Genomic DNA, 16,281 nt, shown 5'->3' with positions numbered 1-16,281 from the left:
TTTATCTTAGCGCATGTAGTTGAGCAAAGTTGATGAATACATTTTACCGGCCTGGCTCAAGGTTGCCTGGTTTGTATAGTCGAGCATCTTGAGGTCTGTGATAGCCTTTGTAAAATCAAGATCACCTTCGCGGCTTACCATTGATGTAACATCGAGTGCAAGCTTGCTGTTTCTTGTTGCATTGAGCTGAGCACGTTCATATTCTGCACCAGACTTTGCGATACGTGTTACAAGGCTGTCGATTCCTTTATCAAGAGCACCGAGGACGCGGCCGCCAATACTTTCCTGGTCACCGGCGAGTAATGCGTTTCTGAAAGCGATTACTGTATCGAACATACTTCCACCGCTTACTCTAGCACCATTTGCAAGATTGTATGGAGGAAGCTGAGATGAATCTTTAATGATTCCGAGTTCTTCAAGTGTACCGCCATTAATATCCTGAAGCCAGAGCTGGCGTGCATCTGTTGTTTCAAAATTAAGTGCATTACGAACAGGATCAATTGTTGCCTTTACAGCAGCACCGCTATTGTTGATTTTTGCAGCAACTGCGTAAACATTGTCGCCCTGCTTAATTTCTACCTGAACACCATCAACAGAAATTACAGAGTCTTTACTTGCCTGCCACTGAGAAGCATCACGTGAACCAAATACCTGCTGGTTTTCTGCCCAGAAAGTTTTGATTCCTGCATTATCATTTACAAGATATTTTCCTTCATCAATTTCAACACGATTTACATCAATATTTCCGTTGTAGCGGACATTCTGAATAAGAGGAACTCCACTGCCCTCTACATTGCCCATTTCAACATCAAAAGCAGTTGCCTTTGTATTTGTTCCGGCAAAAATTGAGTTACCATCTGCACTTACTGCATTGGCATTCTGAACAAGCGCCTTAAGAAGTTCATCGACTTCTGTTGCCATATTTGCCATATCTTCTTTTGTGTAAATACCGTTGGCACCTGTTACGGCAAGTTCACGAACTCTCTGCATAATATCCAGCGAATCTGTCATATATCCTTCACGAACTGTAAACTGGTCAGAAAGAGTTAAAGCATTTTTTTCAAACTGATTTACGCGTCCAAGATAAGACTGGTAGCGTACAAGGTGTCCTGCAGCAATAGGATCATCACGAAGCTGCTGGATTCTGTGCTGTGAACCAATCTGATTGTTGGCACGGTTCAGGCGGCTCTCCTGAAGGCGGAGGCTGCTCTGTGTATTGTTATTGTTCATCTGACTAGATATTCTCTGCATATTGTTCTTCCTCTCATCAATTGTGATTTCGATACGCCCTACGGGCTACTCAATCACCGGTGGTTGAGCCTGTCGAAACTACCGGTTAAACGCCTAATCTGTTGATAACTGTATCAATCAGACTATCCCAAACTGTAATGAACTTAGCCGCAGCATTATAGCCATGCTGGAACTTCATGATTTCGGCAAGTTCCTCATCAATATTTACACCACTTATTGAGTCACGAAGATTACGGAGATCATCCATAATTGCATTCTGGCTCAAAAGATTTGTTTCTGCCTGTTCACCCTTAAGACCTACATTTGTAACTGTATCAGCAAAGTAGTCATCAAAAGTCTTCATACCGCCTACCATAACACTTGTATTGCGGATAGCGGCAATTTCTACTGCGGCACGGCCATCACCTGTAGGAGCTGTTCCTGCAGCATCCATATAGCCTGCTGCAACACTCATTACATCATTTCTGATAGCCTGGTTTACTTCGATATAAGCAGATGGATTATAAACCGGAGAAACTGCAAACTGACTGCCTGCAACCAGAGCATTTACAGCATCTGCCTGAGCATAATCATAAGCACCTTCTGCTCCAGTTCCTGCTAAGATTCCAGAATAACCAGCGAGGAAGTAACCTGAATCTTCAACATGGCGGATTACAAAGTCCGGATTATTTACATTCTGTGCTGTTGTAGCCTTAAGAACAAGTTTATTATTCTTATCAAGATAAGCCTTTACTTCACTTGTAGAGTCGTTGATGCGTGCAATTACAGTTTCAACTGTATCTGTGTGGAAGTAAGGTACCTGTACATCGCCTGTAGAACCGCTGAAAGTCATTACACCTTCAATACCTACCTGCTGCTGTTTATCAAGGGCATTTGTACCTGTGAATCTGAATACATAAGATGTATCGAGTTCACCGTCTCCATTGCGGTCAAAGTTACCATTTGCATTTTCTACAAAGCTGTGCTGAACAAAGAAATCAAGACCTGTTACCTTATTTGCACCAACTGCATTACGGTGAACATCGTTTACAAGGTCTGCAAAGTTCATTGTCATTGTATTTAATGTCTGAATTTCGTTACGTACATCTACATCGCGGAGTTCTACAAGTGCACCGAGTGTACCACCGGTAAACACAGCATCATTTCCTGTATCTTTCCATACAAGCTTGCTGTAACCTGTATCATCAAAACGTGGTACAAGGTCAATTTCACGTGCAATATTTCCCTGAACAATAACGCGGCCACCAACATGAACCATAAACTCATCGCTGTCTCTCTGATCTGTTGAAATATTGATGAGCTTTGAAAGTTTATCTACAAGAAGATCGCGGCGGTCAAGAAGATCATTTGGATTGTCGCCCATAGCACGGCTGCGGACGATTTCTGCGTTACAGTCTGCAATCTGACGTGCATAGCTGTTTACCTGCTTTACAGTAGCTTCAATATCACCATCTATGAGTTTTCCAACGCCTGTGAGAGCTTCCCAGCGCTGTTTAATTGAATCTGTAAGATTTTCTGCTCTTGTTACAACTGCCTGACGTGCTGCCTTGCTTTCAGGATTAATTGAAAGCTCCTGCCATGATTCCCAGAACTTATCCATATTTGAACGTACTGAAATATCATCAGGCTCGTTATAAATCTGTTCGAGCATTGTATAATATTTTGAACGGGTATCCCAGTAAGATTCCTGGTTTGCCTGTCCTACAATTCTTTCATCAAGAAGTTCATCACGAATACGGTTGATTGACTGAACATCTACACCCTGTCCAATGAGGCCTGGGCGTTCAAGGCGTTCAAGATCCGGTTTGTACAAAGGATCAAACTCTTTAATCTGAACTCTCTGGCGGCTGTAACCTTCTGTATTTGCGTTTGAAATGTTATGACCTGCAGTTGTGATGGCATCTGTATTTGCCATGATACTGCGTTTACCTAATTCAATTCCAGAAAATGTTGAACCCATAGTTTACCCCCTCACATCCACCAGTACGCTGGCTGTCTGTGGCTGTGTGATAGTACCGTACTTCGTATAATTCTTATTGCGTGTCTGTGGAAGAGCTTTTTCCACTACTTCTGCAATGAATTCTCTAGTTACATTTACGTAGTTTGAAATGACCTGATTTTCTACCTTACACTTAAGAAGTTTTGTGCGCAGACGGCTGAGACGCTCGAAATAAGGTTTGATTTCATCTGTTTTAAGCTGTTCCTGAATTTCATCTCTTCTAACGTCGAATTTCTGAAAGCTTTCTGAAATCAGGTTTACTTCATTAATATGACCTGTAAGACTCTCCCAGTCCTTATTTGTGATTGCAAGGCGAAGCATCTTCTGCTTTTCTGCAAGGCGATCAAGAAGATTTTCTTCTTCTGCCAGAACTGTAGAATATTCTTTAATTAACTCGTCCATCTTTAAAACCTCTTATGAAATTATGGTCATTCCCTTTGAATATCGGAGTTTGAGAAAATTTGTTTAGATTTTTTTTCAGATTTTTGATTAATAATAAGAAGAAAAATATTAAAAAAAATTTAAAAAAAATGCAAAAATTCGCACTAAAGCACTTGATTAAAAAATGCGTTTGGTATATATTCATTATCACTAAGTCAGTTAAGACTTCGGGCCATTAGCTCAGCTGGTAGAGCAACAGACTCTTAATCTGTGGGTCGCAGGTTCGATCCCTGCATGGCTCATTAAAGCTTCTTGCCAAAAACAAGGAGCTTTTTTTTAATACGGTGCCTATAGTTCAGCGGTAGAGCGCCAGATTGTGGATCTGGTTGTCGTCGGTTCGATCCCGACTAGGCACCCTGGGTGCAGGAAATAAACTTCTTGCACCTTTTTTTTTGATGGCAATTTGCCAGAATGCGCCTGTAGCTCATCTGGATAGAGCAACGGACTTCGAATCCGTAGGTAGCACGTTCGAATCGTGTCAGACGCAACAAAAAAGCCGGTATTATTGAAGTGCACTTCATAATTACCGGCTCTTTTTATTTATTTACCTTTACTGATTTTATAGTTATTTCGTTATTTACCTGCTTGCCCTTTATTTCCTTAAACTCTTCTTCAGTCATATCACCTTTAAAATTTACAGAACTATAGGTTGAAGGATAGTATTTGTAAGCCCTGATACATAAAATTACGGCTTTTACATCTTTTTGAACATTAACTGTAATATCATTTTCAAACACACCACTGCTTTTTGAATAAAGAGAATATTCCTTATCTTCATCATCAGTATAATAAACTTTTACCAAAGAAAGCCCCTGAAGCTTCAGTACATCAAGGGAAGTTTCAAAAGTATCCACATTGCCGTTTACTTCAAAAGAAAGATATATCTCATTATAGGATGAATTATTGTCATCTGCAGAACTAGAACGGATTACCATAGGACTTCCATTCATAAGACCACTGATAGTACCGGTTTTATACTTTTCAATCATCTGGCCATAAACACCATACCCCTTCCCTTTAAGGGTGATTTTCATTCCGTCAATAACTTCTGTTTCTTCATAATAATAGTCATCTTCAATCTTTACGTTTTTACAGGAAACAAGAGCGATAATGCTGATAAAAATACTGATAATTCTTGTTATTTTTTTCATCCGGAACCTTCGTAGTTTATTTATTAATTTTGATAGAAGATTACACCCTGATTGTTACTTGTTGTAATCCAGTAATATTCACCGCTACAGACTTGTTTGTTGTCTACTTTAAGTGATTTTTTATTTCTTACTGCATATAAGCATTTATTTTCAGTCAGAATCTTATAATCATCTTCATTGGAAATGATATTGCCAAAATACTGTTCATATTTTTTATCAAACTCATCGCCATTCCAATGCCAGGTAGTAAACGAAGCATTAATCTTTGGAATTACAACTGCCTTCATAGTCTCATAATCCTCAAAATACAGCACCCCGTCTATTTCCATATAATTCTTATAATCCGGATAAATCCAACAGGATGTAAAAATCAGAGTTATGCAAAATAATAAAGTATAAAGGATTTTTTTAATCATATAGTGGAATTTATTATATCTCTAATATTCTGTCAAAGACAAGGGCTCTGGTATCTTAAAGAATACAACGTAAACCTTAGCTCCCAGTCGCGTATTTGCATATCAAAAACGCGCAATAATGCGCTTGACGTTGTGTGTGGTAAAGTAACTATATTACCTGCCGCTCACGCGGCAGCCACACACAAAGTCATTTTGACACGCAACTCCGCTCCTTCGCGCTAAATTATACTTAAATCTTTCTTAAATACCGTTGCCTTTTTCTTTGACAAGTTTTCAGCCGTTCTAACAATATTCCCTTTTTCAAAAAAATCCTTTATACTTTTTGACATGGCTATTGTTGAACTTAAGAATGTAAGTAAGATTTATCAGATGGATAAGGTTTCTGTAAAAGCTGTTGATGACGTTTCTTTTTCCATAGATCAGGGAAGCTTTTGTGCAATTTCTGGTCCTTCCGGCTCTGGTAAATCAACTCTTCTGAACATTATTGGACTTACAGACCTTCCTTCAGCAGGCTCAGTTATTATTAACAATATTGATATTTATAAGGGAATTGATTTAAGTAAAACACACAGAATCCCTCTTTCAATTGATTCAAAACTCACAGATTTCCGAAGAAACCTTCTTGGCTTTGTTTTTCAGACCTTTAATTTAATTCCGGTTCTTAACGTTTATGAAAACATTGTAATTCCACTTCACCTTGGAGACTCCCCTGCCTTACAGTCTATGAACAAAGCAGAACAGAATAAATGGGTTGATTATCTGATTGATACTGTAGGACTTACAAACTGGAAAAAACATAAGCCAAGCGAGCTCAGCGGCGGCCAGAGACAGCGTGTTGCAATTGCACGTGCGCTTGTTACAAAATGCCCTATAATTCTTGCAGATGAGCCTACAGCAAACCTTGACTCTACAAACGGAGATCAGATTCTTGAGCTCATGCAGAAATTAAATCGTGAATTAAAAACTACCTTTATCTTTTCCACACATGACCAGAAAATTGTTAATATGGCCACTCAGGTAATTAAGATTCGAGACGGAAAGATTTTTCAGCAGGATTAATAATCCAAAGCAAGTGAAATTGAAGAACTTACAAGGAAAGATGGAATTTCGTATTTAGAACCATAGCCAACGGCAACTTTATTAGACCAGTCTGCATATGGCAGCACTCCTGATACAATAAAATTCAAGCCTGAATAGCCATGATTTTCTGTAAAATTATAATGGCTTAATACGCCAATCTTCATGTTCTTTCTGCGTCCTATGCGTTTTAAGCCACCTTCAAAGGCAATTCTGTTGCTATGAACATCTGGAGCAGAAGGATTAAACTCATACTGATATTCGATATTAAAGCCAATATTTGGTTCAAAAGAATCAAAGAGACGGTATAAGCCTGCAGTTGCAACTACATAATCATAACCTTCGGTTTTATTAAGCTCTTTTATATTTTTTACACGAACAATTCCCTGTGCGTATGTATCAAAGCCAAGTATAGTTCTTTTGATTTCAAGACCGGCAAGATTTGTCCTTACAGGATCTGTATTTTTAGCAGGACGCTTTGCATAAAGATTAAAATTGGTATTTAAGACAGAAAACTCAAGCGAACCGTAATAATTAAAATTATTAGGATGCACATCTTTTGAAGCAGCGCCAGTTGCAGCAAAAGTTAAAGTTCCCCAAGACCATGGATATCTTATATCAAGAGCTAGAGGAACTCCGTCTTCAACAAAAATATTTGCATGACGTGGACCAGTACTGTAAAGACAGATAGAATGCTTTTCACAGCCATAATAATCAGAATTAAAGAGTCTTACATTTCCCCATGAAATAGATTTTTTTCCGGCAGAAATATAAAAACGATTCAAAAGTAAATAATTAAAATATAAAGAAGAGACATTTAATGAAAAACCGTTATCTACGCTAGTTTCAACGCTTCCACGTACAACAAAACTGTTTACGGGAGTAACAGACATGTTCAAAACATTCTTTAATGAAAAGAAGCCGCTGCCAGTGTCATCACCTTCTTCTTCATCTCTCATATGAACATAAGCCGCGCCAACTTCTCCGGTAAAACTTCCTGAGAAATGGACCATTGAAGAAAAGGCAGAAGTGAATATCTGAACTGGTGTCTCAGGCTTTGCAGGTTCAACTACAATAGCTTCTTCAACATCTTCTGCATCAGCAAAAATCAAATCAAAATCATCTGTAATATCAGTTTCATTATCCTGGGCAAAAAGAGAAAAAGTAAACAACGATAAAATAATTAATATAACAGATGTTTTTTTCATTTATTTGGCACTCATCATTTCAAGATAAGGTTTTGTATAAACTGTATCAGGAACCTTTGCAAACTCTACATTACGGATGGTAATCTGTGTCTGCTCATACTGAACCTTACCGCTTATTTTTTTACCTTTAAGATTATCCTGAATCAGCATTGAAACTGGAATTGAATAATTCTTTTCAACAGCCTTTACAAGCTGGTAGGAAGGAATTGCAGTTGTACGAAGCTTCTGTCCGCTTAAAGAATAATCTTCCTTTTTGCGGACAAGCCCATCATCCTTTGTAACCCAGAGTTTGAGCATTGGATAATCCACTGAGTCAGTTTTTGCTTTAAGAGTAAACAAAACACAGCTCATCTTACCAAGAGTAACTTCTTCTGCAGACTCAATTGAATAGTCTCGGGAATAATGCTGTGGTGCAAAGTCTGAGTTATTTGCATTTGTATTCTGAAACTTATCTTTTGCGCTTGTAAAAGTAAATCGTTTATCTGCAGGGTCAAAGAACCAGATATTGTTATCAAACTGAAGATAGCCCTTACCCTTTTCTTTAGCAGGGCCTGTTACCAAAATTGTCCAGGAACCGTTTTTATCGCGGCGGTACATTATGGCTTCTGTTACGTTCTGACCTTCTCCAGGTTTATTCTGAACTACAGTATAACTTCCCTTAAAATCAGTTTCATAAAAAGCAGTGTTATCTTCTGCTTTTTTAAGAAGATCTGCATAATTATCTGCACTCTGAGTCCATGCAGGTACGGCAAACAATACACAAATAAGAATATTTATAATACAACGTAAGCTTTTTTTCATATTAAACTCCATAAATCATTATTATTCTGTAACAGCCAGGGCTTCGCAAGGTGTTACTGAAACAGACTTCTTAACTGCAAACATAACAGCCGCAAGTGTAGTTACAAGAACAATAACAAATATTCCAATAAAATAAACAAAGGAAATAATTCCTTTGATTTTACCATTGATAAGGAAAATATCAAAGGCGGGTATGAATGAAAAGTTGAAAAGTCCAACTATACCAGTGATTAGGCATGAAAATAAAAAGCCTGCAATACAACCGCCTACAATAAGAAGAAGAGTTTCTGTCAAAAGCATTCCATAAATCTTCATTCTCTTCATTCCAATGGCTTTGTAGATACCAATCTCATTAATTCGCTTCATTGCAATTACACGGAAGGTACTGCTTACACCGGTTACAATTATGATTAAAAGCATCACAATAACAAAGGCTACAATTGCCTTCATTGCGTCTATGATAATCTGGATTTCCTGAAGATTAGCACTGAGTTTTATAAGAGCATGAGGATGATTGCTTGCATAAAGACCTTTGTTGTAAAACTCCTGTTTATCTTCAACAAGAGGATACATTTCAAACTTTTGAGAAAGAGCATTCTGATAGGCTTCAAGTTCTTTTGCGGAAGGTTTTCCTTCTGGAAGCATCAGACATATTCTATTACAGAGATTAACAGGAAAGCCATATGCCTTAGAAAGCACTTCCCTGTCCATATAAGATGTATACATTCCAAAAAGGCTTGAATCGCGGAAAATGCCTTTTACAACAAGCGGAATGGTATTAATCTGCCATCTGTTGTTACGAAGCATAAAGGTAATTTCATCACCCGCATGAACTTCGAGCATTTGTGCTATAGGCTCAGAAAGCAGAACTCCGTTTGTTCCATAAATACCATCTGCAGAACCTTCTATATAATTAAAGTTTGCAAACAGTTTCTTTTCTTTTTCAAAGTTTACGCCCTTAATAACTCTCTGACGTACGCCTGTTCCTTCATAATAAAAGGCAGCATAATCTGCATCAAAATCAAAACGTTCTGCGATAATTGTATTTTCAGGAAAGAATTCTCTGATTGCTTCAATATTTTCCAGAGGCTGATCCATTCCGCCGCTTCCGCCAATAAACTGAAGATCACCACCATAATAAATGCGGGCCTTATCTTCAAGTGCAGAAAGCATTCCGTTTACACTGTACAAACAGAATAATGAAACACCTACACCAAAAAAGCAGACAAGAAATAACGAAAGATATTGTTTTCGTCTATAAAGCAGGGAACGCAGGCCCATTTTAAGTTCGTCGGTCATTTTGCCCCCTGAATAGCATCTACAGGACTTACCTTAAGCGCATTAATTACAGGGTAAATCCAGCCTAAAAGTGCAAGTGAAATAACAAGAATAAAGAGCTTTAATACATTTCCAGAGTTTACATGTACAGAAATTGCATCTGAGCCAAATAATTGAACAAGGAAGGTATTATGTAAAACGATATGAGCTTTATTTATAAAATGAGTACAAAGCATTCCGGCCAGTACTCCAAGAACTCCGCTTGTAAGGGTAAGGATAAGATTTTCTATCATACACTGCATTGAAATAAAACGCTTTTTAGCACCAATGGCACGCAGAGTTCCAATTTCACGTGTTCGGTCAAGAATATTTATTACAAGTGAATTATTTACAATAATAAACCCCGCAGCAAGAACAATTACAATTCCAATATTGAAAATCTTTCTCATCCAGAAAAGATAAAGCGCTGTACTTCCTGCAGCGTGTCTCCAGTCTGCAACCTGTACCGGCCATCCGTTTTTTCTGAAGAGTCTGGAAACCTTTTTCATTACTTTTTTAGTATTCTGCCCTTCTTTAAGCCTTACAATTAAATAATTCCAGGTTGTACTTTCTGAAAGTGCGCTTTCTTTATTCTCAGTTGGAATATTTTGAATCTGCTCTTCTTCTGTTTCTTCTGTAAACAAAGCACCATCAAAATCTGAAGCATCTGCAAAAAGATCATCAAAATCAGAAAAATCATTATTTTCTGAAAACATATTTGTTGCTTCATCACTTAAATCATAAGAATCTGAAGAATATACTTCTGCAATACCAAGTAAAGAACGAACAGTTATAGGATCAACAATTACAAAACGACTGAAAATCTCATTATAGATTTCGTATTCAAAAACTGCGGTAACCTTTGCGGCACGGATTGAATAATTCGGACCATCAGCAACAATAAACTGAATTGTACTTCCTACATCAACACCAAGCTTTTTCGCAATCTGAGAGCAAAGCATTGCTCCTCTTTCCCCATGTTCATAAGGTTTGCCGTTGATAATGTGAATTGATTTCATGAGGGAAAGATAGTTTTCACCTTCAACACCAAAAACGTAGGCTGCGCTTCTGTTTGCACCATCTGAACGTTCTACCATAGCCGCGCCGGAGATCTGTCCTGTAGTTCCGTAAATTTCAGGCATAGATTCCAGAGACTGTGTGATTTTTTCGTAAGGAACAACTGTTTCGAGAACTGTAAGTTCACCAGTTACCGGAGTTTCATCTCCAAAAAGGCTCTGCTGAATCTTTGATTTTGGGCGGACAATAAAGTCTCCTGTAAAACTTGCTACATAATTGGTCTGAACGCCCTGCTCTGTACTGTCAAAAACAGCATTTGCAACGCAGAATAAAGTAACGGCAAAGGTTATAAATAAGATTATAACAACAGAGCTTCTTCGAGATACAACACTTTTTAATGCAAGCTTAAGGAGCAAAATATTCCAGCCTTATTTTTTTTTGGCAAGTTTTCCGCCAATCCATGCAGATTTGATTTTTTCGCTGGCTTCTGGGTCCTGCTTGATATTATCAATAGCATTTAAGAGGAAGGCTACAAAAACTAAAATAAAGAAAGCTGCAAATGTAATAATAACGAGTTTTTTAACGCGTCCGAGTGGTTCAAGAAGAATAAACGGTTCACCTGCAGAAGTAAGGAAGCCGTTATATGTTGTCTTATAGTTACGGATCTGAACCTGTGTATCTTTAAGCTTCTGAGTTGTAGCAGAATTATCACCCTCTGCAACATAAGAGAGAGTTTCGTTAACAGATTTTTCAATTGAATTGAGTTTTGGGAAAAGATAATTTTCAATTTCTGAGTTTGTATTGCCTACAATACTCTGAATCATCTGATTAGCAGCTTCAATATTTTTTTCCGGTACTGTAAGAGTAATGGAAAGTGAAGTCTGCATTGGAGAAACTTCTACATTATATTTTTTTGAATTTACAAGATTCTGAATAAACCGGTTGTACTGGTAAGAGGTCATTGATGCAAGGTCTACGCCAAACGGATTATACATTTTTACTTCGTCAGCAAGGAGTGTGAGACGAGTCACATTATAGTTAGCAAGACTAACTACAACTTTCTGCTTCTGATCATTAAAACCAAGTTCCTGTTCAAGAGAAAGTGGCATAGAGTTTATCTGATATGTATATTCAATTGTAACTTCATGCTTATCTGCAGATTTCATGCACATTGGTAAAATAAAAAGATATAAAATACCAAGTACAGCTACGGCACAAGTTCCAGCAATAATCAAAAATCTGTGCTTAATGAGTACAGAAAACAAATCAATAAGGCTGATTTCATCATCTTCAGCAATAGTTTTAGCATTTTCTAATTCGTTCATAGTAAAGAAGATTATAACATTTATAAGAGATATTTTCTACAATTAACTGAAAATCAAAATTTAAAATCAGCAGGTATAAACCTTCATTGGCTCACTCTTTCCTCGAATCTGAGCATCTGCAACAAATTTCAGATTTTCCTTATTTGCAATTTTTTCTGCAGCTGCCTCTGACAAAAGAAGGTCGGTTGAATAAGTCTTACAAAGGGACTCAAGACGGCTTGCAGTATTTACTGTATCTCCAATTACGGTATATTCCATACGGCTGGCAGCACCAATTGTTCCGGCAAAAACAGGTCCGTAATGAATACCTATTCCAAAACGTAATTGAGGAAAGCCCGACGCTTCAAATTCCTTATTTACCTCTTCCAGAGCTTTTCGCATATCAAGGGCCGCTTCAACTGCATCTTCTGCACTGTTTTCAGAATGAACCGGGGCACCAAAAATTGCCATAATTGCGTCTCCAATGTATTTATTGATTATTCCGTGATGTGCGGTAATACATTTTCCAAGGGCTGTAAAATATTTATTTAAGAGCAAAACTACATCCGAAGCTTCCATTTTTTCACTCATGGCGGTAAAGCTTCTGATATCACAGAACAAAACCGTCACATTTCTGGTTTCACCGCCAAGAGCATTTCCTAAAGATTCCTTTCCCGCCCCCGACATCAGATAATCACGGACTTCAGGATCGACAACCTTACCAAAGGTGTCGCGCATAAACTCTTTTTCTGCAAGTGAGTCTGCCATATCATTAAAGCTGTCGGCAAGGCTTCCAAGCTCGTCTGCTGTTACAATACCTACACGAGTTTTATAATCACCTTTTTGAATCCTTTTTGAAGCATCTGTAAGATTTTTCAAAGGATTTAAGATTAATCTTGAAAGACTTAATGTGATGATAAAGGCAATCACTAAAAGTAAGATTGAAACAAATATAACTCCTCGGTTTAATCTAAGCCCATTATTTACCTGAACTGAAATAAAGCTTGAAAGCAGAAGAATTACCGGAAACACAGAAGAAACCATAAAACAAAAAAGCATAAGATGTTTGAATGATGGTCTGAATGAAAATCCTTCACTTCTTAAATGACCTTCCGGAAAAACTTTTGGAAGAAGTATCGTACGATTTAAGATTTCAATACCAAGATAAGAAAGTGTCCAGGCTGTCATTCCAGAAAAAAGTGCAAATGCCCAGCTGGATATAAGGATTGCCTTTATTTGAATACCAAACTGTTCTCTTGCATAAAGCACAAATGGAATTTCAATGAAATAGTAAAGATTCCAGCCAATCACAGAAGAAAGAGAAAAAACAGAAGGGATTTCTGCGACATTTTTTACAATCTTTTCATCTGTCTTAAAGATCTTATAGGAATAAATTATACAGACAAGGGCTGGAACCAGAAAGGCAAATATCATTGCAATGAGAGAAAGATTATTATGAGCAAGGAAATCTTCCCACTTCCGGACATTTTCTTCGTCAAAAACAGGAATTGAAAGATACTGCGGAACAAGAACGGCAATTATATTTGCAAATACCACTATAAGCCCATATAAACGCGTCATCTTTGCAATAAACTTTTTGTTTAAGTCCATAAATAAATTATATCATAGATTATCCTTACTTCAAGAAAATTGACAATTCTTCTGAAAAAACAAGTTCAATATATTGACACAATTATCACTTTTCTATATTCTAAACATCCGTAGTCGTAAGACTTGAATGTGATTTTTCACTCGCGGGAGTGGTGGAATTGGCAGACACGCCAGACTTAGGATCTGGTGCTTCGGCGTGAGAGTTCAAGTCTCTCCCCCCGCAATTGGTTGACTACAAAAAGATTTATGCGGAAATAGCTCAGTGGTAGAGCGCCACCTTGCCAAGGTGGATGTCGCGGGTCCGACTCCCGTTTTCCGCTTGATTCTTGGCGTTTGCCTGTAATACAGAATAATGCGGAAATAGCTCAGTGGTAGAGCGCCACCTTGCCAAGGTGGATGTCGCGGGTCCGACTCCCGTTTTCCGCTTGAATCTTATATAGAGACGCAATTTCTTGTGTCTCTATTTTTTTATTAAACCGGCCGTACACGGCCAATCTCAGGAGTACCATTTTGAAACTTAAGAAAGAATTCAAGAGTCTTGAAAAATCGGCAGTTGAGCTTACTGTTACAATTGAAAAAGCAGAAGTAGAGAGCGCTTACAAATCAACACTTGCAAACTATGTAAAACACGCTCAGATTCCAGGTTTCCGTAAGGGTCATGTACCTCAGAATGTTTTGGAACGCAAATACGGAGATTCTATCAAGGCCGACACAATCGGAACTCTCATTGATCAGTCATTCGACGAAATCTTCAAGGAAGAAACAGACAACCGCCCTCTTCCTTACTCACAGCCTGTAATGGACAAGGCTCCAGAACTCGACATCACAAAGGATCTTACATATACAGTACACTACGATGTATTCCCAAAAGTTTCTGTAAAGGACTTCTCTGGCGTAAATGTAAAAGAGCCACAGGTAACGGTATCTGATGATGACCTCGCAGAAGAGCTTAAGAGCATGCAGGAACGCAATGCAATGGTTATCGAAAAGAAAGATGCAACGGTTGCTAAAGACGACATCGTAACAATCAACTACTCAGAACTTGGAGAAGACGGAAACGTAATCGCAGGTTCAGAACGCTCTGACTTCGTATTCACAGTTGGAAGCGGCGAAAACATCTACAAGATCGATGACGAAATCATCGGTATGAAGAAAGATGAAACTAAAGACATCACAAAGAAATACAAGAAAGATGATGCTGATCCAGAACTCGCTGGTCAGACAAAGAAAATCCGAGTAACAATCAAGGCTGTAAAGGTTCGTGACCTCCCAGCTCTCGATGATGACTTTGCTCAGGACTGCAACGAGAAGTATAAGACTCTCGCTGACATGAAAGCAGACATCAAAAAGAACATGGAACTTGCTGCAAGCCGCCGCGTAAAGGAAATGAAGAACAATTCTCTCCTCGAGCAGCTTGTTGAAAAGAACAAGTTCGATATCCCGGCTTCTATGCTTCAGGCAGAACTCGATGGCCGCTGGAGAATGATGGCTCAGCAGTTCCAGACAACTCCAGAACAGCTCGACAAGATGATCGCAGCTTCTGGCCAGACAAAGGAAGCTATGCTTGAACAGTGGACTGGCGACAGCGAAAAAATGCTTAAGTCTCGCATCATCGTAGACGCTCTTATCCGTGAAAGAAACATCAGCGTAACACCAGAAGAAATCGAAGCACAGTATGCTAAGATTGCTGAAGAAGGCGGAATGACTGTAGAAGAAGTTAAGAAGCACTACGAAGATCCACGCGCTAAGGAATACCTTATCGACGACGCTAAAGAAAACAAGCTTTACGACGAAATCTATAAGGAAGTTAAAGTTTCTAAGGGCGACAAGATGTCTTTCAAAGACCTCTTTGCTAATGCTCAGTAAATGTCATTATCCGGCTTAACCGGATAATACGACGAGTCAAGGCACGCTCACGCTTAAAGCCTTGACTTCGTCGTTTTTAGGGTTTGTAATAAACCCTAAATCAGCACAAAACGGTGGTTTTTATTACAACCACCGTTTTTTTATTTCAAAACTCTACCCTATCTTAAAAAAATTCAGTATATTTATAATGATACACTAGTTGTACTAAAGGGGATTTTATGAACGAAAGCATGAACACACTTGTTCCATATGTTGTTGAAAAAACAGGTAACGGGGAACGCAGCTACGATATTTTTTCAAGACTTCTTAAAGACAGAATCGTCTTCATCGATGGCGAAATCAACGATCAGATGGCAGACCTTGTCGTAGCACAGATTCTCTTCCTTGAATCAGAAAATCCTGAGAAAGATATAAGCATTTACATTAACTCACCTGGTGGAGCTGTTACTGCAGGCCTTGCAATTTACGATACAATGAAATATGTAAAATGCGACATTCAGACAATCTGTATGGGGCAGGCAGCAAGTATGGCTGCAATCCTTCTTGCAGGCGGAACAAAAGGTAAGCGTTATGCACTTCCTTCAAGCCGTGTTATGATTCACCAGCCACGTGGTGGTGTTGAAGGACAGGAAAGTGATATCAGTATTCTTGCAAAAGAAATCATCAGACTGAAAAAACTTTCTATTGAGTATCTTGCTAATGATACTGGAAAAACAACTGATAAAATTGCAGAAGATATTGAACGAGATTTCTTTATGTCTGCTCAGGAAGCAGCAGATTACGGTGTAATTGACCACGTAATGCCTTCTCGTAAGTAGGAGT

The 16,281-nt window shown here is 38.4% G+C and carries 14 protein-coding genes and 6 tRNA genes; 9 read left to right on the top strand and 11 right to left on the bottom strand.

Going from position 1 to position 16,281, the window contains the following annotated elements; all coding sequences use genetic code 11:
• Positions 1–6: 6 nt before the first annotated feature.
• From BM161_RS02980 to BM161_RS02970, 3 genes are all read right to left on the bottom strand, one after another.
• Positions 7–1,251: a flagellar hook-associated protein 3 gene (locus tag BM161_RS02980; RefSeq protein ID WP_074930373.1), complete on the bottom strand. Its 1,245-nt coding sequence runs from the start codon at positions 1,249–1,251 to the stop codon at positions 7–9.
• An 85-nt stretch (positions 1,252–1,336) separates the two neighbouring features.
• The gene (gene flgK / locus BM161_RS02975) at positions 1,337–3,211 is read right to left on the bottom strand and encodes a flagellar hook-associated protein FlgK (protein ID WP_074930371.1); all 1,875 of its coding nucleotides are present in this window, start codon (positions 3,209–3,211) and stop codon (positions 1,337–1,339) included.
• 3 nt (positions 3,212–3,214) lie between these two features.
• On the bottom strand, positions 3,215–3,652 hold the full coding sequence (locus BM161_RS02970) for a hypothetical protein (RefSeq protein WP_074930369.1): 438 nt from the start codon (positions 3,650–3,652) through the stop codon (positions 3,215–3,217).
• Positions 3,653–3,860: 208 nt separating this feature from the next.
• On the opposite strand from BM161_RS02970, the gene BM161_RS02965 reads away from it, so the two are divergent.
• From BM161_RS02965 to BM161_RS02955, 3 genes are all read left to right on the top strand, one after another.
• Positions 3,861–3,933 (top strand) — tRNA-Lys (locus tag BM161_RS02965).
• 42 nt (positions 3,934–3,975) lie between these two features.
• A tRNA-His gene (locus BM161_RS02960) sits at positions 3,976–4,047 on the top strand.
• Positions 4,048–4,103: 56 nt separating this feature from the next.
• Positions 4,104–4,179: transfer RNA gene (locus tag BM161_RS02955), tRNA-Arg, on the top strand.
• Between the two features lie 48 nt (positions 4,180–4,227).
• On the opposite strand, the gene BM161_RS02950 is transcribed toward BM161_RS02955, so the two are convergent.
• Both BM161_RS02950 and BM161_RS02945 read right to left on the bottom strand, forming a co-directional pair.
• Positions 4,228–4,842 (bottom strand): hypothetical protein, encoded by a 615-nt coding sequence (locus tag BM161_RS02950; protein WP_074930367.1) that lies wholly within the window; start codon positions 4,840–4,842, stop codon positions 4,228–4,230.
• A gap of 23 nt (positions 4,843–4,865) precedes the next feature.
• Positions 4,866–5,258 carry a hypothetical protein gene (locus BM161_RS02945; RefSeq protein WP_143090489.1) on the bottom strand — a complete coding sequence of 131 codons (393 nt, stop codon included), beginning with the start codon at positions 5,256–5,258 and terminating at the stop codon, positions 4,866–4,868.
• A gap of 327 nt (positions 5,259–5,585) precedes the next feature.
• On the opposite strand from BM161_RS02945, the gene BM161_RS02940 reads away from it, so the two are divergent.
• Entirely contained in the window at positions 5,586–6,317 is a 732-nt protein-coding gene (locus BM161_RS02940) for an ABC transporter ATP-binding protein (RefSeq protein ID WP_074930363.1), read from the top strand.
• Here BM161_RS02940 and BM161_RS02935 read toward each other — a convergent pair.
• From BM161_RS02935 to BM161_RS02910, 6 genes are all read right to left on the bottom strand, one after another.
• A complete protein-coding gene (locus BM161_RS02935; RefSeq protein ID WP_074930361.1) occupies positions 6,314–7,543 on the bottom strand; it encodes a hypothetical protein in 1,230 nt (409 codons plus the stop codon). The two genes, BM161_RS02940 and BM161_RS02935, sit on opposite strands and share 4 nt — an antisense overlap.
• Positions 7,544–8,344: an outer membrane lipoprotein-sorting protein gene (locus tag BM161_RS02930; RefSeq protein WP_074930359.1), complete on the bottom strand. Its 801-nt coding sequence runs from the start codon at positions 8,342–8,344 to the stop codon at positions 7,544–7,546.
• A gap of 21 nt (positions 8,345–8,365) precedes the next feature.
• Entirely contained in the window at positions 8,366–9,643 is a 1,278-nt protein-coding gene (locus tag BM161_RS02925; RefSeq protein ID WP_074930357.1) for an ABC transporter permease, read from the bottom strand.
• Positions 9,640–11,094, bottom strand: a complete 1,455-nt coding sequence (locus BM161_RS02920; protein WP_074930355.1) for an ABC transporter permease — start codon at positions 11,092–11,094, stop codon at positions 9,640–9,642. Before BM161_RS02920 ends, BM161_RS02925 begins: the two co-directional genes overlap by 4 nt.
• Before the next feature lie 12 nt (positions 11,095–11,106).
• Positions 11,107–12,003 (bottom strand): Wzz/FepE/Etk N-terminal domain-containing protein, encoded by an 897-nt coding sequence (locus tag BM161_RS02915; RefSeq protein ID WP_074930353.1) that lies wholly within the window; start codon positions 12,001–12,003, stop codon positions 11,107–11,109.
• Between the two features lie 66 nt (positions 12,004–12,069).
• Entirely contained in the window at positions 12,070–13,593 is a 1,524-nt protein-coding gene (locus BM161_RS02910; protein ID WP_074930351.1) for an adenylate/guanylate cyclase domain-containing protein, read from the bottom strand.
• A gap of 143 nt (positions 13,594–13,736) precedes the next feature.
• Between BM161_RS02910 and BM161_RS02905 the strand changes: the two genes are divergently transcribed.
• From BM161_RS02905 to clpP, 5 genes are all read left to right on the top strand, one after another.
• Positions 13,737–13,816 (top strand) — tRNA-Leu (locus BM161_RS02905).
• Positions 13,817–13,841: 25 nt separating this feature from the next.
• Positions 13,842–13,913, top strand: a tRNA-Gly gene (locus BM161_RS02900).
• A 34-nt stretch (positions 13,914–13,947) separates the two neighbouring features.
• Positions 13,948–14,019: transfer RNA gene (locus BM161_RS02895), tRNA-Gly, on the top strand.
• A gap of 84 nt (positions 14,020–14,103) precedes the next feature.
• Positions 14,104–15,459 carry a trigger factor gene (tig, locus tag BM161_RS02890; protein WP_074930350.1) on the top strand — a complete coding sequence of 452 codons (1,356 nt, stop codon included), beginning with the start codon at positions 14,104–14,106 and terminating at the stop codon, positions 15,457–15,459.
• Positions 15,460–15,677: 218 nt separating this feature from the next.
• Positions 15,678–16,277: an ATP-dependent Clp endopeptidase proteolytic subunit ClpP gene (gene clpP, locus BM161_RS02885; RefSeq protein ID WP_074930348.1), complete on the top strand. Its 600-nt coding sequence runs from the start codon at positions 15,678–15,680 to the stop codon at positions 16,275–16,277.
• Positions 16,278–16,281: the final 4 nt, after the last annotated feature.

Source organism: Treponema bryantii, from assembly GCF_900113965.1.
GTDB lineage: Bacteria > Spirochaetota > Spirochaetia > Treponematales > Treponemataceae > Treponema_D > Treponema_D bryantii_A.
This window is presented reverse-complemented; position numbering and strand designations above follow the sequence as displayed.